Annotated in this window: 13 protein-coding genes; 7 read left to right on the forward strand and 6 right to left on the reverse strand. The window is 70.3% G+C overall.

Features of this window, described 5'->3' with window-relative positions; translation table 11 throughout:
- Window positions 1-338 precede the first annotated feature (338 nt).
- The 7 genes from JJJ14_RS08390 to JJJ14_RS08420 are packed head-to-tail and all read left to right on the forward strand — an operon-like array spanning window position 339 to window position 7,759.
- A complete protein-coding gene (locus tag JJJ14_RS08390) occupies window positions 339-2,042 on the forward strand; it encodes a nitrite/sulfite reductase (protein WP_201443848.1) in 1,704 nt (567 codons plus the stop codon).
- Window positions 2,039-2,830 carry a phosphoadenylyl-sulfate reductase gene (locus tag JJJ14_RS08395; RefSeq protein ID WP_201443849.1) on the forward strand — a complete coding sequence of 264 codons (792 nt, stop codon included), beginning with the start codon at window positions 2,039-2,041 and terminating at the stop codon, window positions 2,828-2,830. Before JJJ14_RS08390 ends, JJJ14_RS08395 begins: the two co-directional genes overlap by 4 nt.
- Window positions 2,827-3,837, forward strand: coding sequence for a sulfate adenylyltransferase subunit CysD (cysD, locus tag JJJ14_RS08400; protein WP_236592782.1), 1,011 nt, complete (start codon window positions 2,827-2,829; stop codon window positions 3,835-3,837). Before JJJ14_RS08395 ends, cysD begins: the two co-directional genes overlap by 4 nt.
- Window positions 3,837-5,195 (forward strand): sulfate adenylyltransferase subunit 1, encoded by a 1,359-nt coding sequence (locus JJJ14_RS08405; RefSeq protein ID WP_201443850.1) that lies wholly within the window; start codon window positions 3,837-3,839, stop codon window positions 5,193-5,195. The genes cysD and JJJ14_RS08405 overlap by 1 nt, the downstream gene beginning before the upstream one ends.
- Before the next feature lie 3 nt (window positions 5,196-5,198).
- Window positions 5,199-5,990 (forward strand): uroporphyrinogen-III C-methyltransferase, encoded by a 792-nt coding sequence (gene cobA, locus JJJ14_RS08410; protein WP_201443851.1) that lies wholly within the window; start codon window positions 5,199-5,201, stop codon window positions 5,988-5,990.
- A 42-nt stretch (window positions 5,991-6,032) separates the two neighbouring features.
- Window positions 6,033-7,076, forward strand: coding sequence for a sulfite exporter TauE/SafE family protein (locus JJJ14_RS08415; RefSeq protein ID WP_201443852.1), 1,044 nt, complete (start codon window positions 6,033-6,035; stop codon window positions 7,074-7,076).
- The gene (locus tag JJJ14_RS08420) at window positions 7,073-7,759 is read left to right on the forward strand and encodes a sirohydrochlorin chelatase (RefSeq protein WP_101559658.1); all 687 of its coding nucleotides are present in this window, start codon (window positions 7,073-7,075) and stop codon (window positions 7,757-7,759) included. The genes JJJ14_RS08415 and JJJ14_RS08420 overlap by 4 nt, the downstream gene beginning before the upstream one ends.
- 99 nt (window positions 7,760-7,858) lie before the next feature.
- On the opposite strand, the gene JJJ14_RS08425 is transcribed toward JJJ14_RS08420, so the two are convergent.
- The 6 genes from JJJ14_RS08425 to JJJ14_RS08450 all read right to left on the reverse strand — a co-directional run bounded on the left by JJJ14_RS08425 (window position 7,859) and on the right by JJJ14_RS08450 (window position 16,784).
- Complete coding sequence (locus JJJ14_RS08425) at window positions 7,859-8,662, reverse strand: TetR/AcrR family transcriptional regulator (protein ID WP_101559659.1); 804 nt, start codon at window positions 8,660-8,662, stop codon at window positions 7,859-7,861.
- A gap of 106 nt (window positions 8,663-8,768) precedes the next feature.
- Window positions 8,769-9,578, reverse strand: a complete 810-nt coding sequence (locus tag JJJ14_RS08430) for an ABC transporter permease (protein ID WP_070513803.1) — start codon at window positions 9,576-9,578, stop codon at window positions 8,769-8,771.
- A 117-nt stretch (window positions 9,579-9,695) separates the two neighbouring features.
- Window positions 9,696-10,649, reverse strand: a complete 954-nt coding sequence (locus JJJ14_RS08435) for an ABC transporter ATP-binding protein (RefSeq protein ID WP_201443853.1) — start codon at window positions 10,647-10,649, stop codon at window positions 9,696-9,698.
- 213 nt (window positions 10,650-10,862) lie between these two features.
- Window positions 10,863-12,602, reverse strand: coding sequence for an ABC transporter ATP-binding protein (locus JJJ14_RS08440; protein WP_201443854.1), 1,740 nt, complete (start codon window positions 12,600-12,602; stop codon window positions 10,863-10,865).
- Window positions 12,603-12,604: 2 nt separating this feature from the next.
- A complete protein-coding gene (locus JJJ14_RS08445) occupies window positions 12,605-14,440 on the reverse strand; it encodes an ABC transporter ATP-binding protein (RefSeq protein WP_201443855.1) in 1,836 nt (611 codons plus the stop codon).
- 10 nt (window positions 14,441-14,450) lie between these two features.
- Window positions 14,451-16,784: an ATP-binding cassette domain-containing protein gene (locus JJJ14_RS08450; protein ID WP_201445137.1), complete on the reverse strand. Its 2,334-nt coding sequence runs from the start codon at window positions 16,782-16,784 to the stop codon at window positions 14,451-14,453.
- Window positions 16,785-16,852: the final 68 nt, after the last annotated feature.

The following is a 16,852-nucleotide window of genomic DNA, read 5'->3' on the forward strand; positions in this document are numbered from 1 at the left end:
CGTGACTCGAAGCACAGATCATTCCTGCTTGTCGCCAGGTAAATGCATGGTTAATGTTTCGGCCATGACCTTCTCTCACGCAGCGCTCTTCAGCGGTACCTATCCCGCTGATCTTCTGCGTGCCCATGCGGTCATGTGTTGTCGGGCCTGACCAGCGCCTGACACCACGGGGACTTCCCCCGCAACGAGGTATCCGGCGCAATGAAGCGTCCGGAAGGCCCCGTTGAGACGGCTGACGCCAACCGAACGGCCCTGCAGGCTCTCCACGCAGCAGCACACCAGGCCGCCCCCCGGACGCTCCTCATACGCCAATGACACGCCACCGTCATGGAGGAGCAATGACCACCACCGTCACGCCACCCGCCCGCACCCTGCGCCCACCGCGCAAGGCCCGTTCCAACGGCCAGTGGGCCCTCGACGGGCGCAAGCCGCTCAATGACAACGAAGCCTTCAAGCAGGACGGGGACCCGCTGGCGGTGCGCGACCGGATCGTGAACATCTACGGTCCCTGCGGCTACGAGAGCATCGCGCCCGATGACCTCAACGGCCGTTTCCGCTGGTGGGGTCTGTACACCCAGCGCAAGCAGGGGATCGACGGCGGCCGCACCGCCCAGCTGGAGGCCTCGGAGCTGTCCGACCGCTACTTCCTGCAGCGGGTGCGCCTGGATGGTGGCAGCCTGAGCCGCGAGCAGCTGCGAGTGCTCGGCTCGGTCTCCAACGACTTCGCCCGCGGCACCGCCGATATCACTGACCGCCAGAACATCCAGCTGCACTGGGTGGAGATCGACAACGTGCCCGAGCTATGGCAGCGCCTGGAGTCGGTGGGACTGACCACGATTGAGGGCTGTGGGGACACGCCTCGGGGATTCCTGGTCTCCCCGGTGGCCGGCATCGCCAAGGACGAGGTCATCGATCCGACCCCGCTGGCCCGCGCCATCAAGGACACCTACCTGGGTGACCCCGAGCTGGCCAATCTGCCCCGCAAGTTCAAGACGGCCATCACCGGCTCCCCCAGCCTCGACATCCTCCACGAGATCAATGACATCTCCTTCGTGGGCGTCAACCACCCCGAGCTCGGTCCCGGCTACGACCTGTGGGTGGCCGGAGCCCTGTCCACCGCCCCGCGTCTGGGCCAGCGGCTGGGGGCCTTCGTCACGCCGGCGGATGCCCTGGACGTCTGGTACGGCGTCATCCGCATCTTCCGCGACTACGGTTACCGTCGCCTGCGCAACAAGGCCCGGCTGAAGTTCCTCATGGCCGAGTGGGGGCCGGAGAAGTTCCGACAGGTCCTCCAGGACGACTACCTGGGGCGCGCCCTGCCCGATGGCCCGGCCCCTGAGGAGCCGAGCGGGGACTCCGACCACATCGGCGTCCACGAGCAGAAGGACGGCCGCTTCTGGGTGGGGGCCAAGCCGCCCGTCGGCCGGTTGAGCGGGGATGTCCTGCTGGGTCTGGCCGACCTGGCCGAGCGGGTCGGCTCCAACCGGGTGCGCACCACCCCGCTGCAGAACCTGCTGCTCCTGGACGTGCCCGCCGAGAAGGTCGACGACGCCGTCGCCGGCCTGCGCGAGCTGGGGCTCGATCCCGATCCGGGCGCCTTCACCCGCTCGACCCTGGCCTGCACCGGGCTGGAGTTCTGCAAGTTCGCGATCGTGGAGACCAAGAAGCTGGCGGCGCGCGTCTCGGCCGAGCTCGACGCGCGCCTGGCCGACACCGACCTGGAGCGGCGCATCACCCTGACCGTCAACGGCTGCCCGAACTCCTGCGCCCGCATCCAGATCGCGGATATCGGCCTCAAGGGCCAGATCATCACGGTCGACGGCGAGCAGATGCCCGGCTTTCAGGTGCACCTGGGCGGCGGCCTGGCCACCGACGGACGCGCCGAGGCCGGCCTGGGCCGCACGGTGCGGGGCCTGAAGGTCCCCGCCTCCGGCCTGACCGACTACGTCGAGCGCCTGGTGCGCCGCTACCTGGACCAGCGCCTCCCTGAGGAGACCTTCGCCCAATGGGCGCACCGAGCCGATGAGGAGGCCCTGCAGTGAGCGCCACAACCACTGACCGCGCCCAGGCATCCCTGAACGTGGCGCACCGTGCTCCTGCCGCCTCGAGGTCACGGGGAGCCGGCTCGGCCCCGCTGCGGTCCACCGAGGAGCTGCGCGCCCTGGCCGAGGCCGGTGCGCGCGAGCTCGGTGACGATGCCCCGGCCCTCGACGTCGCCCAGTGGGCGGCCCAGAACTTCCCCGACACGCTGGCCGTGGCCTGCTCCATGGCCGACGCCGTCCTGCCGCACGTGGTCTCCCGGGTCCTGCCCGGCGTCGACGTCCTCTTCCTGGACACCGGCTACCACTTCACCGAGACCGTGGGTACCCGCGACGCCGTGGCCGCCACCATGGACGTCACCGTCGTCGACGTGACTCCTGAGCTGAGCCTGACCGAGCAGGACGAGCGCTACGGGCCGGATCTGTGGTCGCGGGACCCGGCCGCCTGCTGCCGTCTGCGCAAGGTCGAGCCGCTGGCGAGGGCCCTGAGCGGCTACGAGGCCTGGGCCACCGGGGTGCGCCGCGAGGACGCCCCCACCCGCACCCACACACCGTTGATCGGATGGGACGCCACCCACGAGATCGTCAAGATCAATCCCCTGGCTGCCTGGAGCATGGAGGAGCTGACCGGCTACGCCGACCAGCACGGCGTGCTCATCAACCCCCTCCTGTACGACGGCTACCCCTCGATCGGCTGCGCCCCGTGCACGGCGCGAGTCAAGCCCGGAGACGACCCCCGTTCCGGCCGTTGGGCCGGATTCACCAAGACAGAATGCGGAATCCACCTATGAGCATCACCCTGACCCACACCCGTCCGGCCCCAGCCCCCTCCTCCGCCCCCCATCAGACGCCGGAGCTCGAACCGGCCGGCCTGGCCGACCTCTCCCGGGCCCCCGTCACCACTGAGGCCCTGGACATCCTTGACGTCCTGGAGGCCGAGGCCATCCTCGTCATCCGGGAGATCGCCGCCGAGTGCCGCCGCCCCGTGCTGCTGTTCTCCGGGGGCAAGGACTCCGTGGTCATGCTGCACCTGGCGCGCAAGGCCTTCTGGCCCGCTCCGATCCCCTTCCCCGTCCTGCACGTGGACACCGGTCACAACTTCCCCGAGTTGCTGGCCTACCGCGACCGGACGGTCGAGGAGCTCGGTCTGCGGCTCGTGGTGGCCCGCGTCCAGGACTACATCGACGACGGCCGTCTGCGTGAGCGCACCGACGGCACCCGTAACCCGCTCCAGACCATCCCGCTTCTCGACGCCATCGAGGAGGGCGGCTTCGACGGCGTCTTCGGCGGCGGGCGCCGCGACGAGGAGAAGGCCCGGGCCAAGGAGCGCATCGTCTCGCTGCGCGACGAGTTCGGCCAGTGGGACCCGCGCAACCAGCGCCCCGAGCTGTGGAACCTGCTCAACCCCCGCCATCGCCCCGGCGAGCACGTGCGGGTCTTCCCCTTGAGCAACTGGACCGAGCTCGACGTGTGGCGCTACATCGAGCGCGAGAACATCGCCCTGCCCGGCCTCTACTACGCCCATGAGCGCGAGGTCTTCCTGCGTGACGGGATGTGGCTGGCGGCCGGCGGTGTCAACCGGCTGCGCGACGGCGAGCATGTCGTCACCCGCACCGTGCGCTACCGCACCGTGGGCGACATGTCCTGCACCGGCGCCGTCGAGTCCGAGGCTGCCACCAACCACGACATCGTTCTGGAGGTCGCCGCCTCCACCCTGACCGAGCGGGGAGCCACCCGCGCCGATGACCGCCTGAGCGAGGCGGCCATGGAGGACCGCAAGAAGGAGGGCTACTTCTGATGAGCACCCCCACCCTCACCGACATCCCCGCCGAGGCCGAGGCTCGCGCCGCCGCCACCGGCTCACTGCTGCGACTGGCCACGGCCGGCAGCGTCGACGACGGCAAGTCCACGCTCGTGGGCCGCCTGCTGTTCGACTCCAAGTCCGTGCTGCGCGACCAGCTGGCCGCCGTCGAGCAGGTCAGCCTGGATCGGGGCCTGACCAGCGCCGACCTCGCGCTGCTGACCGACGGTCTGCGGGCCGAGCGGGAGCAGGGCATCACGATCGACGTCGCCTACCGCTACTTCGCCACCCCGCAGCGCTCCTTCATCCTGGCCGACTGCCCCGGGCACGTGCAGTATACCCGCAACACGGTCACCGGCTGCTCCACGGCCGATGTCGTCGTGCTGCTGGTGGACGCCCGCAACGGGGTCCTGGAGCAGACGCGCCGCCACCTGGCGGTCGCCGCCCTCCTGCGGGTCCCGCACGTCATCGTCGCGGTCAACAAGATCGACCTGGTGGACTTCTCCGCCGAGGTCTACGCGGCCATCGAGGCCGATATCCGTGCCGTGGCCGCCGAGCTGGGCGTGGCCGAGATCCATGTCCTGCCGACCTCCGCGCTCCTGGGGGACAACATCGTCGAGGCCTCGACCAGCACGCCCTTCTACGAGGGGCCGACCCTGCTGGGGCTGCTGGAGTCCCTGCCCACCGCCCGCGAGGAGGGCGCCTTCCGCCTGCCGGTCCAGCTGGTCATCCGTCCCCAGGGGGCGGCGCCGGCGCCCGAGCTGCGCGACTACCGCGGCTACGCCGGGCGGATCGCCTCGGGCACGGTACGCGTCGGCGACCCCGTGGTGGTGCTGCCCTCGGGCAGGCACTCGCGCGTGGCCGGCATCAACCTGGGCGAGCGCAGCCTGGAGGAGGCCGTCGAGGGCCAGTCGGTGACGGTTCGCCTGACCGACGATATCGACGTCGCCCGCGGTGACACTCTGGCCGCGGCGGGGGACGCGCCCCAGGTGCTCACCGAGGTCGACGCCCGCGTGTCCTGGCTGAGCGAGGAGCCCCTGCGCCCCCGGGCGCGAGTGCTGCTCAAGCACGGCGCCCAGACGGTCCAGGCGATCGTACGCGCCATTGAGGGGCGCCTCGACCTCGATGACCTGTCCACGGTGCCCACTGACCGCCTGGAGCTCAACGACATCGGCCTGGTTCGGCTGCGTCTGGCCTCGCCGGTGCCCTTGGCCGACTACTCGGTCTCCCGCTCCGACGGCGCCTTCCTCCTCATCGACGCCCACGAGGGCGGCACGCTCGGGGCGGGCATGGTGCAGCTGGCAGGCGCAGGGCGCGCAGAACCGGCTGCGGCCGCCTCCTCAGGCAGGGGCTGAGGCATGACCCACGACGTCTCTCCCCATGGACCCGACGGTTCCGCGGATGGCTGGGTGGCGCTGGTGGGCGGCGGCCCGGGCAGCAGCGGCCTCATCACCGCCCGTGGCCTGGAGCTGCTGGGCCGGGCGGACGTGGTCGTCGTCGACGCGCTGGCCCCCCGCGACCTCCTGGAGGACCTTGACCCCGGCACCGAGATCATCGACGCCTCCAAGCGTCGCGGCCGACACGTCATGAGCCAGGAGGAGATCGACGCGCTCCTGGTCGACCTGGCCCGCCACGGAAAGGGGGTGGTCCGTCTCAAGGGCGGCGACCCCTACGTACTCGGGCGCGGCGGGGAGGAGGCGGCCGCCTGCCGTGCAGCCGACGTGGCCGTCGAGGTCGTCCCGGGGATCACCAGCGCCATCGCCGTGCCCGCGGCAGCGGGGATCCCCGTCACCCACCGGGGACTGTCGCGCGGCTTCTCGGTCATCACGGCTCACGCGGATCTGGGGGTGCTCCCCCAGCGCCGCGACCACACCCTCATCCTGCTCATGGGGGTCTCCCGGCTGCGGGACTCGGTCGCCTCCCTGCTGGAGGCCGGCAGCGACCCGGCCACTCCAGCGGCGATCATCGAGCGCGGCTACCACCCCGACCAGCGTGTGACCACCACCGAGCTGCGATGTCTGGCCGACGTCGCCGCCCGGTACGGCGTGACCGCCCCCGCGGTCATCGTCATCGGCGACGTCGTCACCCTGAGCCCGTACTGGGCTGACCGAGTCGTCGAGGAGGCCCGGCCGGCGAACCCGGCCGTGTGAGTCCTCCTCGGCGCATGCAGACTGAATGTCCCGGAGTCACTGATGCGCAAGCTTGTTCTTCTCGCCCTCGTCGGCCTGGCCGCCCAGCTGGTCGACGGCTCCCTCGGGATGGGGTACGGCATGACCTCCTCCTCCCTGCTGCTTCTGGCCGGGCTGAGCCCGGCACTGGCCTCGGCCTCCGTGCACCTGGCCGAGATCGGCACGACCCTGGCCTCGGGGGCCTCCCACTGGAGGCTGGGCAACACCGATCCTCGCCTGGTGGTCCGGCTGGGGCTGCCCGGCGCGGTGGGGGCCTTCAGCGGTGCCGCGGTTCTGTCTCACCTGTCGACCCGCGCGGCGACCCCGGTGACGGCGAGCCTGCTGATCCTGCTGGGGACCTATGTCCTGGGGCGCTTCGCACTGCGCCCGCCCAGCGGATCCGGTAGCCGGCGCTCGCCGCACGGCAGGCGGCTCCTGGTTCCCCTGGGACTGGTGGGCGGTTTCGTTGACGCCACCGGTGGTGGCGGCTGGGGGCCGGTCGTGACGACGACACTGCTCACGGGTGGTCGCACAGCGCCGCGCACCGTGGTCGGCTCGGTGGGGGCCTCGGAGTTCCTGGTGACGGTGGCGGCCTCAGCCGGATTCCTCACCGGACTAGGCACCGCAGGCATCAGCCTCGGGATCGTCCTGACCCTGCTGGCCGGCGGGCTCGTGGCCGCACCGATCTCCGCCTGGCTGGTCTCCCGCCTGCCCGGAGCGGTGCTGGGCACCGCCGTCGGCGGGCTGATCCTGGCCACGAACCTGCGGGTGCTACTGTCCTGGGCCGAGGCCTCGGCTCAAACCGGGGTCGTGTTGTACAGCGCGCTCGGGGTGATCTGGGCGGCCTTCCTGACCCTGGCGGTCCGCAAGGCACGCGCCGCTGCCACAGAGATTCGAGAGGAGACAGAGCAGGTGCTTGAGGAGGTCCACGCTGATCCTCCACGAGGCCACGAGCCTGAGGCTACTGTCCTGGAGGAGGCGATCGCCGCCGGCGGTCCCGTCACCCCGAGGCCGGTCGAGCCGACTCGTCCTCACGCACACGCGGTTCTGGTGGTGGAGCCGGCATGAGCACTCGTCCCCTGGTCCTGCTGGCCCACGGCTCGCGCCGGCCCGGGCCGTCCTCGGTCCTGTCGCGTACCGCTGAGCGCGTCGGCACGATCCTGCCGGGGGTGGAGGTGCGCACCGGCTACGTCGAGCTCCAGTCCCCGGACCCGGCCACGACCCTGGAGGGGCTGGTGGATCCGGTGGTGCTGCCCTTCTTCCTGGCCCGCGGCTATCACGTCGTCCATGACGTGCCGGCCGCAGTGGAACGACACGGGTCGGGGACGGTCACCGGGCACCTGGGCGTCGAGGAGCACCTGGTGGAGGCCGTCACGCAGCGGCTCCAGGAGGCCTCCGCGCCCCTGGGCGGGCTCCCAGGGCTCGACCACATCGTCCTGGGGGCAGCCGGGTCGCGTCAGGCGGCGGCGCTGGAGGAGGTCGAGGCCATCACCCACTTGCTCGAGGCACGTCTGGGGCGCAAGGTAACGCCAGCCTACCTCTCGGCTGCACGCCCCAGCGTCCGTGACGCGGTGAGCTCGGCCCGGGCCCAGGGTGCCAGGCGGGTGGGTGTGGCCACCTACCTGCTGGCGGAGGGACGTTTCCACCGGACCCTGCACTCCACGGGCGCCGATGTCGTAGCCGCTCCCATCGGCGACCACCCGGCGGTCGCTGAGCTGGTGGCCCTCCGCTACCGGGAGCAGGTCGCCTGACCGCGAGCCCCTTCCTCCATCGAGAAGGACACTGTTCGCGTAAGACAACCGTTGTCCGTGTCTTTACGCGAAACATGCCGCTCTCGGCGGAGAGGCATATCAGTCACGGCCATCCTCAAGGAGCCGCTCGGACAGGCGCTGGATGATGGGTTCGACCTCCTGCGAGGTGGTGGCTGCGGCGCTCACGCGGCCGAAGATGCCCACCGCCAGAAGTCCGAAGGCCGTCTCCTCATCCTGCTGGCTCGGCTCACGGCGTCCATGGGAACGGGCCACCAGGAGGGAGGTCTCTCTCAGCCAGCGGCGCCAGCTGCCGGCCAGCCGGTCCCGGGAGTCCTCATGACGAATCGCGTAGAGCCAGGTCTCCAGGTGCAGGACAACATCCTCCATGGGAAGCTCCTGGAGCTGCTCGCCCCACTGCTCGGGGCTCGCCATCTGGCGAGCGGCCTCATCCGGACTCTCCTCACCACAGGTGACGACCTCCAGGAACAGGGCCTCCTTGGAGGGGAAGGAGGAGTAGAAGGCGCCCTTGGTGAATCCGGCCGCCGAGGCGATGTCACTGACCGACGCCCCCTCGTAGCCCTTGGCAGCGAAGACCTCCCTGGCAGCAGCAAGAATCCGCGCCCTGGTCTCCTCGCTCCGACGGCGCCCGCCGCTCCGACTCGGGGCGGCGCCGCTGACTGCAGTGGAGGCGGAGGCCAGCTTCCGGGAGGCGAACTCCAGGGAGGCCGCTACCGCACTCTCACTGCTCCGACGCGCACCCTGACCGGCCGCCCCCACCGCACGGGAGAAGGCGGTGATCGCCTCATTGAGGGCGCGCGTCGCCTCCCTGATGTCATCAGAGGCGGAGGCCCCGGAGTCATCACTGTCACTGTTCGGCCCACGGGCGGAGCTCCTGGCGGTCATGCCCCCACTGTAGAGGAGGCCCCTCAGAAAGGGGTTCACGGCACTTCCCCCTCCACGTTCGTCACTTCCCCCACCGGGCTCCAACCATTCGGGCATCCCGGCCGACTCAGGGCCGCCTTCCCAGGGCCCATGACGCTCCGGCGACGGCCACCAGGCACCATCCGCCCAGGAGGCCCCAGGAACGGGCGGGCATGGTGGCATCGTGGGAGAACAGACCGGCACGCACCACCTGAGCCATGGGCTCGAAGGGCAACCAGCGGTGGATCTCCTGGGCCCAGTCGGGGAGCCTGTCGGCGGGGAAGCTGACGGGCGAGAACAACATGATGCTGAAGGCAAGCACCTGGGAGAGGATCTGAGCCAGGGCCGGAGCCAGGAGCGTGGCGATGGCGTATCCGATGCAGGCTGCTGTCAGGGCAACCAGTACAGCGCCGGGCACCAGCCACCACTGCGGGGCGAGGTCGACGTCGAAGCGGGCGTTGGCGACGATGACGCCCACAACCAGACCGGGCAGTGCAAGAGTGGTCCAGATCGCGAGGTCTGCCAGGAGGAAGGCGATCCTGGGGACGGGCAGGGTGCGCATCCAGTCCAGGCTGCCCTCAGTGCGGGACTGGGAGACCCACTGGGGCGTCATGATGAGTCCCAGCGAGATGAGCGCGATCGCCGGGCCGCCGCCGGCCAGGTAGAGACTCGCCTCGCGGTCTGGGTGTCCCGCGATGAGCCCGTATCCCAGGACCATGGAGACGGACAGCAGCGTCTGGACGATGATGAACAGGGGCAGCATGGGGAGGCTACGTCGGAACTGCCACTGGATGAGCAGGCCGAGCTGGTATCGGAGCGGAGTCGCCCGAGACACCTCCCCGAGGCCGGTGCCACTGGCCTGGTCCGGATCAGCCGTCGTACTGGTTGGAGTAGACATCATGTTCTCCTTCATTTCCTGATTCTTTGGGGACGGGAGTCGCACCGCGCTCTCGCGCCAGCGCGGGGGCGACGCGAATCATCGGGACGGATCGGGCCTTCCGCGGATTCACACAGTTCAGGCAGCATGACGGCTCACCTCCTCGCCGGTACTCCCAGTCAGGTCCACGTAGACGTCCTCCAGTGAGATCGGTGACAGCTCGTAGCGCTCGATCACTCCGTCCTTGAGGGCATGAGCGGCCCACTCCACGGCCTGGGTCGTACAGTCAGAGTCCACCGCCACGGATGCTCGCACGGCGTCGTGCTGCGTCAGGCTCATTCCAGCGAGCGGCTCGATCCGCCGGCCGGGGGCCCGGCTGATCTCCAGGACGAAGGAGGATCCGTGGCCGGCCACGAGTGCCGCAGGGGTTCCCTCGGCGATGACGTGGCCGTGGTCCAGGATGGTGAGCCGGTCGACCGCCCGCTCGGCCTCCCGTACGTTGTGGGTCACCAGGAGGACCGCCGCGCCGGCCTCGGCCAGAAGACGGATCTGGTCCCACAGCAGGCGCCGACGTACCGGGTCGACGTCGTTGGTGGGCTCATCGAGGATGACTAGGCGCCCGGGGACGACGGCGCACATGGCGAAGGCAGTCAGACGGGCAACACCGCCGGAGATCTTCTGAGCGGGAGTCCTCGCCCACTCCCCCAGGTCGAGAGCCTCGATGAGCTGCTCGGCGCGTCTGCGCGTCTGACGCGGGCGCCCTCCTCGCATGCGCCCCACGAGGTTGATTGCCGTCAGGGGCGTCAGTCCCGTGATGGGGACGTTGGCCTGTGCCTGGACGTTGGTGAGGCGGCGGGCGAGAGCGGGGTTGGCGACGGCGTCAACCCCGTCGAGCCTGATGCTCCCGGAGGTCGGGCGCAAGAGCCCCACCACCTGGTTGACCAGCGTGGTCTTGCCCGCACCGTTGTGGCCGAGGAGCCCGACCACCTCGCCAGCACCCACCCGCATAGTGACACCGGCGTTGGCCCTTACCGCGTGAGGCCCGCTTCCGAAGTGCTTGTGAAGGTCCTCAATGGCTAGTACGTCGGCCATGAAGCCCCCTCCTTTCGTTCAACTACCTGGAACCGAGCACCTGATCGACCATCAGACCGATCCGTACCGGTTGGTATCTAACATACCACTCAGTACTACCAGAAGGTTTCACAGGACCCTGAGGGTTCTCATAACAACAGAAACGCTGTCCCATACCAACCGGTACGGGACAGCGTCTGCCCACCCTGTCGTCTAACCTGAAGCGGCCCCGCCTCACCCCTGACGGATGTGCCAGCGCGAGGAGGCCGTGGAGGCCTCGATGAATTCGCGGAAGGGGCCGGGAACGGCCGCCAGCTCCTGGGGCGTACCACGCTGGGCCACGCGGGCGCCGGCCTGAGTCGGCTCGAGGAAGACGACCTCGTCGGCCTGGCGGACGGTGGACAGGCGGTGGGCCACCACGATGACGGTCCGCCCCTCGGAGAGCTCGCGCACCACCTCGGTGATGGCGGACTCGTTCTCCCCGTCCAGGGCCGAGGTGATCTCGTCGAGCAGCAGGATGGGGGCGTCCTTGACGAAGGCCCGGGCAATGGCGACACGCTGACGCTCCCCACCGGACAGGCTCAGCCCGCCGGGACCGACCTGCGTGTCCCACCCGTGCGGCAGCGCCTCGATGACGCGGTCCAGGCGGGCGCGCCGGGCGGCCTCGGCCAGCTCGGCGTCGGTGGCCTCGGGCCTGGCGATGCGCAGGTTCTCCCGGATGGTGGTGTCGAACAGGTAGACGTCCTGGAAGACCATGGAGGTCATGCCCATGATCGTCGAGGCGCGCATGGAGCGAACCGGTGCGCCGCCAATGGTGACGGTCCCGTCGTCGACGTCCCAGAACCGGGCCGCCAGGCGCAGGATCGTGGACTTGCCCGCCCCTGACGGGCCCACCAGGGCGGTCACTCTCCCCTGCGGTGCGCTCAAGGAGACGCCCGCCAGGACGGGGCGGCCTGCGTCGTAGGAGAAGGAGACGTCGTTCAGGGCGATCGTGGTCCCCCGAGGCTCGATCTCCTGACCGGGCTCGGGGTCGGACAGGGGACGCGCGTCGAGAATGTCCCCCACGGCCCGCAAGGCGACCTTCGCGTTGTCGGCCTCGGATCCGTACATGGCGGCCTTGGTCAGTGGCAGGAGCGTGCGCGCGGTGACGGCCATGATCGCCAGGTATGCGACGACGTCGAGCCGGTGCCCACTGACCCGTGCCAGCCCCATCGCCATGACCAGGGCGAAGGCGATGTTGACGATGAGGTTGAAGTACTGCCCGGGCCTGCCCTTGACCCGTAGGCCGTCCAGGGTGGAGGCGGAGTCGGCCTCCAGGGCGGCTTGCACCGGCGCCCAGCCCGTCTTGGTGGCACCGGTGGCGCGCAGCACGGGCTGGAGTCGGGCGAACTCCACGAGGCGTCCGGCCGCGGCGCTCGAGGTGCGGTCCTCCATCTCGTTGGCGCGAGTGGTCGCGGCGCCCATGAGCCGCCACGTCAGGACCAGCGGGACGATGGCGGCGGCCATGATGAGCGCCAGGGGCCATTCGACGACGGCGGTGGCCCCGAGCATGACCAGCGGGACGATGAAGGCGTTGCACAGGTTGGGGATCACCATGGAGGCCAGGTGGGAGAGGGTGTTGACCTCCTTGGAGGTGGCGTTGACGACGGCGGCCTCCCGCTCGGCACTGAACCAGCCCAGCGGCAGGGTCAGGACGTGATCGGCGACGCGGTCGATCATGGTGTCGCAGACCTCGAAGACACTGACCCGGTAGGAGCGGTGCATGGCGATGGTCTCGACCAGCGCGGCGCTGACTGCCATGACTACGACGGCGACCAGCCAGGCGGTCAGGAACTGCGAGCGGGAGTAGAGGGCGCGCAGGAAGGGGATCATGAGGGCCAGGGTGAGGCCCTGGAGGACGGCGGAGGCTACGAACCAGGCGATGATGGTGCGCATCTCGTCGGCGTTGACGACTCGCGTCAGCAGCTTCCACATGGTTACTTCTCCTCCTGCCCAGCGGATTCGGCTCTCAGCCGGTCGATCTGGGCGGTCAGTGCGGCGGCGTCGGTCTCCTCACTCAGGTCCTGACTGCGCCACATGGCGGCATAGCGTCCGCCGGCGGCCAGCAGCTCCTCGTGCGTGCCGCGCTCGGTGATGCGTCCGGCGTCGACGACGAGGATCTGGTCTGCGTCGCGGATCGTGGACAGGCGGTGGGCGATGATGATGACGGTCCGCCCGGCGGCGAGCCGGGACAGGGCCTGGTGGATGTCGCGCTCGGAGGCCGGGTCGGCCTGGGCGGTGGCCTCGTCCAGGACAAGGATGGGGGCGTCCTGGAGGTAGGCGCGCGCCAGGGTGACGCGCTGGCGCTCCCCTCCGGAGAGGAACCCGCCTTCCTCACCCAGGATCGTGTCGTAGCCATGGGGCAGACGTGCGATGCGCTCGTGGATGCAGGCCGCCCGGGCAGCTGCCTCGACCTGTTCCCGGGTGGCGTCGGGGCGTCCCAGGGCGATGTTGTCGTGGACGGACTCGTGGGCCAGGGCCACGTCCTGCAGCACGACCGCCACGCGCGAGAGCAGCCAGGGGAAAGTCGCCTCGCGCACGTCGACGCCGCTGATGCGCACGGCTCCGTCGTCGACGTCGTAGAAGCGGGCGATGAGGCGGGCCAGGGTCGACTTGCCCCCGCCGGAGGGGCCGACGAGCGCAGTGACGGTTCCGGGCTCGGCGGTGAAGGAGGCGCCGTGCAGGACCGGGGAGCCGGCCTCGTAGGAGAAGGTGACGTCCTCGACGTCGACGCGCCCGGGCGCAAGTCCCTCGCCCTCGTCATGGGTTCCCTCAGGCATCGGTGGCAGGGAGAGCAGGTCCGCGGTGGCCTGGGCGGCCATCCTGGACTCGTACATGTGCTGCATGAGGCCGATGAGGGTCATGAGTCCCTCCGGCAGCCCGAGGGCCACCAGGAAGAACGGCAGGGTGGCCGACAGGGGCGTCCAGCCCTGGGAGGTGAACAGGACGGCCAGGAGCGCGACCGTGGCGAAGACCGTGGAGGGACGCAGGACGGCGGTCATGGCGCTGATGGCCTTCCCGGACCTGCTCACCCACTCGTAGGACAGGCTGGAGAACTCGGTGCGCGCCTGGCTGAAGCGGGTGCGGGAGGCGTCGGTGGCCTGGAAGCCCTTGATCTCCTTGATGCCCTCGAGCATCTCGACGGTCGCGGCGGCCAGCGCGGTCTGAGCGGCGCCGAAGCGCTCGGTGATGCCCGACAGGCCGGACATGGTCAGGAGCATCGCTCCCAGGGCGAGGACCCACAGCCCCACCAGCGCACAGGCCAGGCGCCAGTCGGTCCACAGCAGGTAGGCCGTCCCCGCCGCCGCCATGACGACGGCGTTGGTGGCGTCACCGGGGACGTGGGCGACGAGGGTGTGGATGGAGGTGGTGTCGTCACAGACCATCTTGCGGATGGTGCCGTGCGGGATCTGCGCCACCCGACCCAGGGGCAGGCCGCTGATGGCCTCGACGACTCGCTCACGCAGGTGGTGGCGCAGCCGGGCCTCGGCCAGGTGCGTGATCCCCAGGCCCGCCAGGTAGAGGGCCTGGGAGGCGAAGAGCGCTCCGACGGCGATGGCCGCCCAGGTCCATGGGCTGCCGCGCCAGCCCTGCGGTGAGGTCTCGCCCAGCCAGATGGCTGCCAGGTTGCGCATGGCCTCGAAGGGGACGATGGACAGCAGCGCTCCGAGGGTGGTCAGCAGCCCGGTCGCGATCATGGCCGGGCGCGCCGGCCGGATGAGCTCGCCGACAGTGACGCCTGCGTCCTCCTGGTGACTCGATTGCTTAGGCATGGTTGTCTCCTCAGCGGAGGGTGTTCCAGATGATGAGGGCCAGCGCCCAGGTGAGAGCGACGACTCCCCAGTCGCGTCCTCTCCAGGGCTCGTCAGCCATCTCGGTGCGCCGTCGGTGGGCGCCGAAGGCGCGTGAGTCCATGGACAGGGCGACGCGCTCGGCGTGCTGGATGGCCAGGATCATCAGCGGCAGGATGGAGCCGATCCAGCGGACCACAGGCGCGAGCATCCCCCAGCGGCCGCCGACCCCGCGCAGCGCCCTGGCGGTGCGCAGGAGGACGAAGTCGCCGTGGAAGCGGGTGATGAAGGCGATGGCCGCGGTCCCCGCCGCCCCGAGGCGGTAGGGCATGTGGAAGGTAGTGGTCAGGGTGCGGATGAGGGCCTCGGGGTCGGTGGAGACGCCCGAGACGAGGACCAGTGCGACGAGCGCGCCGATACCGGTGCCTCCCGTCACCGCGTCACCCAGGTCGTAGAGGCGCGCGGCCGTCTCCTGGTGGTGGACCCCGCTGCTGAAGATCCAGGTCATGAGCGCGGCGACCACCCAGGGGGCGACCACCGAGGCCATGGTGCGTCTCAGAGAGGCGCGCGCGGCGACGATGAGGACCGAGGATGTCAGCAGGATGCCCAAGTTGAGGTGATGGTTGCGCAGGGCGAAGACCATCACCATGACCGGCAGGACCGAGGCGAAGAGGGTGAAGGGGTTGAGCGAGGTGAACAGGCCTGGCCGTGGCTGGGGCCGGGGCGGTACCGGGGCGGGCTCGGGCAGACCGGCGCGCGAGTCCGCTGCTCCGGTTCCGGCCGCCCCGGGCAGGGCGACGATATGGGTGCAGTGCGCCAGGGCGAGCTCGAGGTCGTGGGTGGCCATGATGACCGTGCGCCCCTGGTGGCGCAGCTGGTCGATGAAGTCCATGAGCTCGCAGGTGTTGTCCCAGTCCTGCCCGTAGGTGGGCTCGTCGAGGACGACGACGTCGCGCTCCTCGCTGACCATGGTGGCCACTGAGAGCCTGCGGGCCTGGCCGCCCGAGAGGGTCAGGGGATGGTGGTCCCGGTGGGCGGTCAGGTGGAACTGCTCGAGGAGCTCATCGACCCGCTGCGGCGAGGTCCCTCCGACGGCGAGTTCTGCCCCGACGGTGGTGGCCACGAACTGGTGCTCAGGATTCTGGAAGACGTAGCCGACCAGGTGCCTGCCCTTGCCGACATCCTGGCCACCGACCACCGCCTTGGATGCTGCGGAGCGCACAAGTCCGGCTAGGGCGGACAGGATTGAGGACTTGCCCGCGCCGTTGGGGCCGAGCAGCGCCACGAGCTCGCCGCCACCCAGACGCAGGGACACCCGGGGTGAGCGTCCCGGCACTTCGAGGTCGACCAGCTCGACACTGGTTCTGGGCTCGGGCCGGGGGCGGCCGGCGAGTACCTCGCGGGTGTCGATGGCCTCGACCTGTTGCCAGCTCTCAGCGGAGCCGGGCGCCTGTTTCTCCAGGTAGCGCACCTCGCCCTCGGCGCACAGGTCGGCGAGCCGGGGCACCCGGATTCCGGCCTTGGCACAGGTCAGCGCCGCCTCCGAGGCCTGCATCCCCGCGGGGAGGTCGTCGCCGGCCTCACGCAGGGCTCGGGGCATCCACACTCCGGCGTCGGTCAGCTCGCGGCGGTGGCTCATGAAGACCTCACGCGGCGAGCCGACGGCGATGGTCCGCCCGTCGGCGTTGAGGGCGAGGACCTGGTCGACGATGGGCAGTACCGGGTCGAGGTCGTGGTCGATGACGACGACCGCCGTGCCCGTGGCCGTCAGGGAGGAGATGAGGGTGTAGAACTCCTCCCGGCCGGTGGCATCGATGGTGCTGGTCGGCTCGTCGAGCACGAGGAGCTGTGGGCGCATGGCCAGGGCGACGGCGAGCGCGAGTCGTTGACGCTGTCCGCCGGAGAGCGTCCAGGGGTCGTCCCAGATGCGCTCGATGAGTCCCACCGCGCGCAGGGCCTGCTCGACCCGCGCGGTGATCTCCGGCCTGGTCAGGCACAGGTTCTGCAGCGGGAAGGCGACATCGTCGTGGACGGTGCGGGTGACGACGGCGGCGTCGGGGCTCTGGCCGACGTAGGCGACGGTCTGGGCCAGGTTCTGGACGGTGGCGTCGGCGACCTCGGTGCCGGCCAGTCTCAGGCTGCCGGCGTACTCCGAGGGCAGGCAGTGCGGGATGAGGCCGCACAGCGCGCGCACGAGGGTGGTCTTGCCGCATCCCGAGGGGCCGATGACGGCGGTGACCTGAGCGCGCAGGTGGGTCAGGTCGACGGCATCCAGGACCCAGTTCTCGCGTCCGAGGTAGTGGACGCTCAGGCCCTCGATGCTCACCAGTGCCGGATCGGCCGGCTCTCCCTGAGGCTGCTCCGCCCCGAGAGCAGCCGGTGCGGCGGGCACTG

This window comes from Actinomyces sp. HMT 175 (genome assembly GCF_016694895.1).
Classification (GTDB): Bacteria; Actinomycetota; Actinomycetes; order Actinomycetales; family Actinomycetaceae; genus Actinomyces; species Actinomyces oris.

Excerpts from the sequence above, each read along its gene's own strand:
- JJJ14_RS08390 (WP_201443848.1), top strand. The coding sequence starts at position 339 with ATGACCACCACCGTCACGCCACCCGCCCGCACCCTGCGCCCACCGCGC.
- cysD (WP_236592782.1), top strand. The coding sequence starts at position 2,827 with ATGAGCATCACCCTGACCCACACCCGTCCGGCCCCAGCCCCCTCCTCC.
- JJJ14_RS08405 (WP_201443850.1), top strand. The coding sequence starts at position 3,837 with ATGAGCACCCCCACCCTCACCGACATCCCCGCCGAGGCCGAGGCTCGC.
- cobA (WP_201443851.1), top strand. The coding sequence starts at position 5,199 with ATGACCCACGACGTCTCTCCCCATGGACCCGACGGTTCCGCGGATGGC.
- JJJ14_RS08415 (WP_201443852.1), top strand. The coding sequence starts at position 6,033 with ATGCGCAAGCTTGTTCTTCTCGCCCTCGTCGGCCTGGCCGCCCAGCTG.
- JJJ14_RS08420 (WP_101559658.1), top strand. The coding sequence starts at position 7,073 with ATGAGCACTCGTCCCCTGGTCCTGCTGGCCCACGGCTCGCGCCGGCCC.
- JJJ14_RS08425 (WP_101559659.1), bottom strand. The coding sequence starts at position 8,662 with ATGACCGCCAGGAGCTCCGCCCGTGGGCCGAACAGTGACAGTGATGAC.
- JJJ14_RS08430 (WP_070513803.1), bottom strand. The coding sequence starts at position 9,578 with ATGTCTACTCCAACCAGTACGACGGCTGATCCGGACCAGGCCAGTGGC.
- JJJ14_RS08435 (WP_201443853.1), bottom strand. The coding sequence starts at position 10,649 with ATGGCCGACGTACTAGCCATTGAGGACCTTCACAAGCACTTCGGAAGC.
- JJJ14_RS08440 (WP_201443854.1), bottom strand. The coding sequence starts at position 12,602 with ATGTGGAAGCTGCTGACGCGAGTCGTCAACGCCGACGAGATGCGCACC.
- JJJ14_RS08445 (WP_201443855.1), bottom strand. The coding sequence starts at position 14,440 with ATGCCTAAGCAATCGAGTCACCAGGAGGACGCAGGCGTCACTGTCGGC.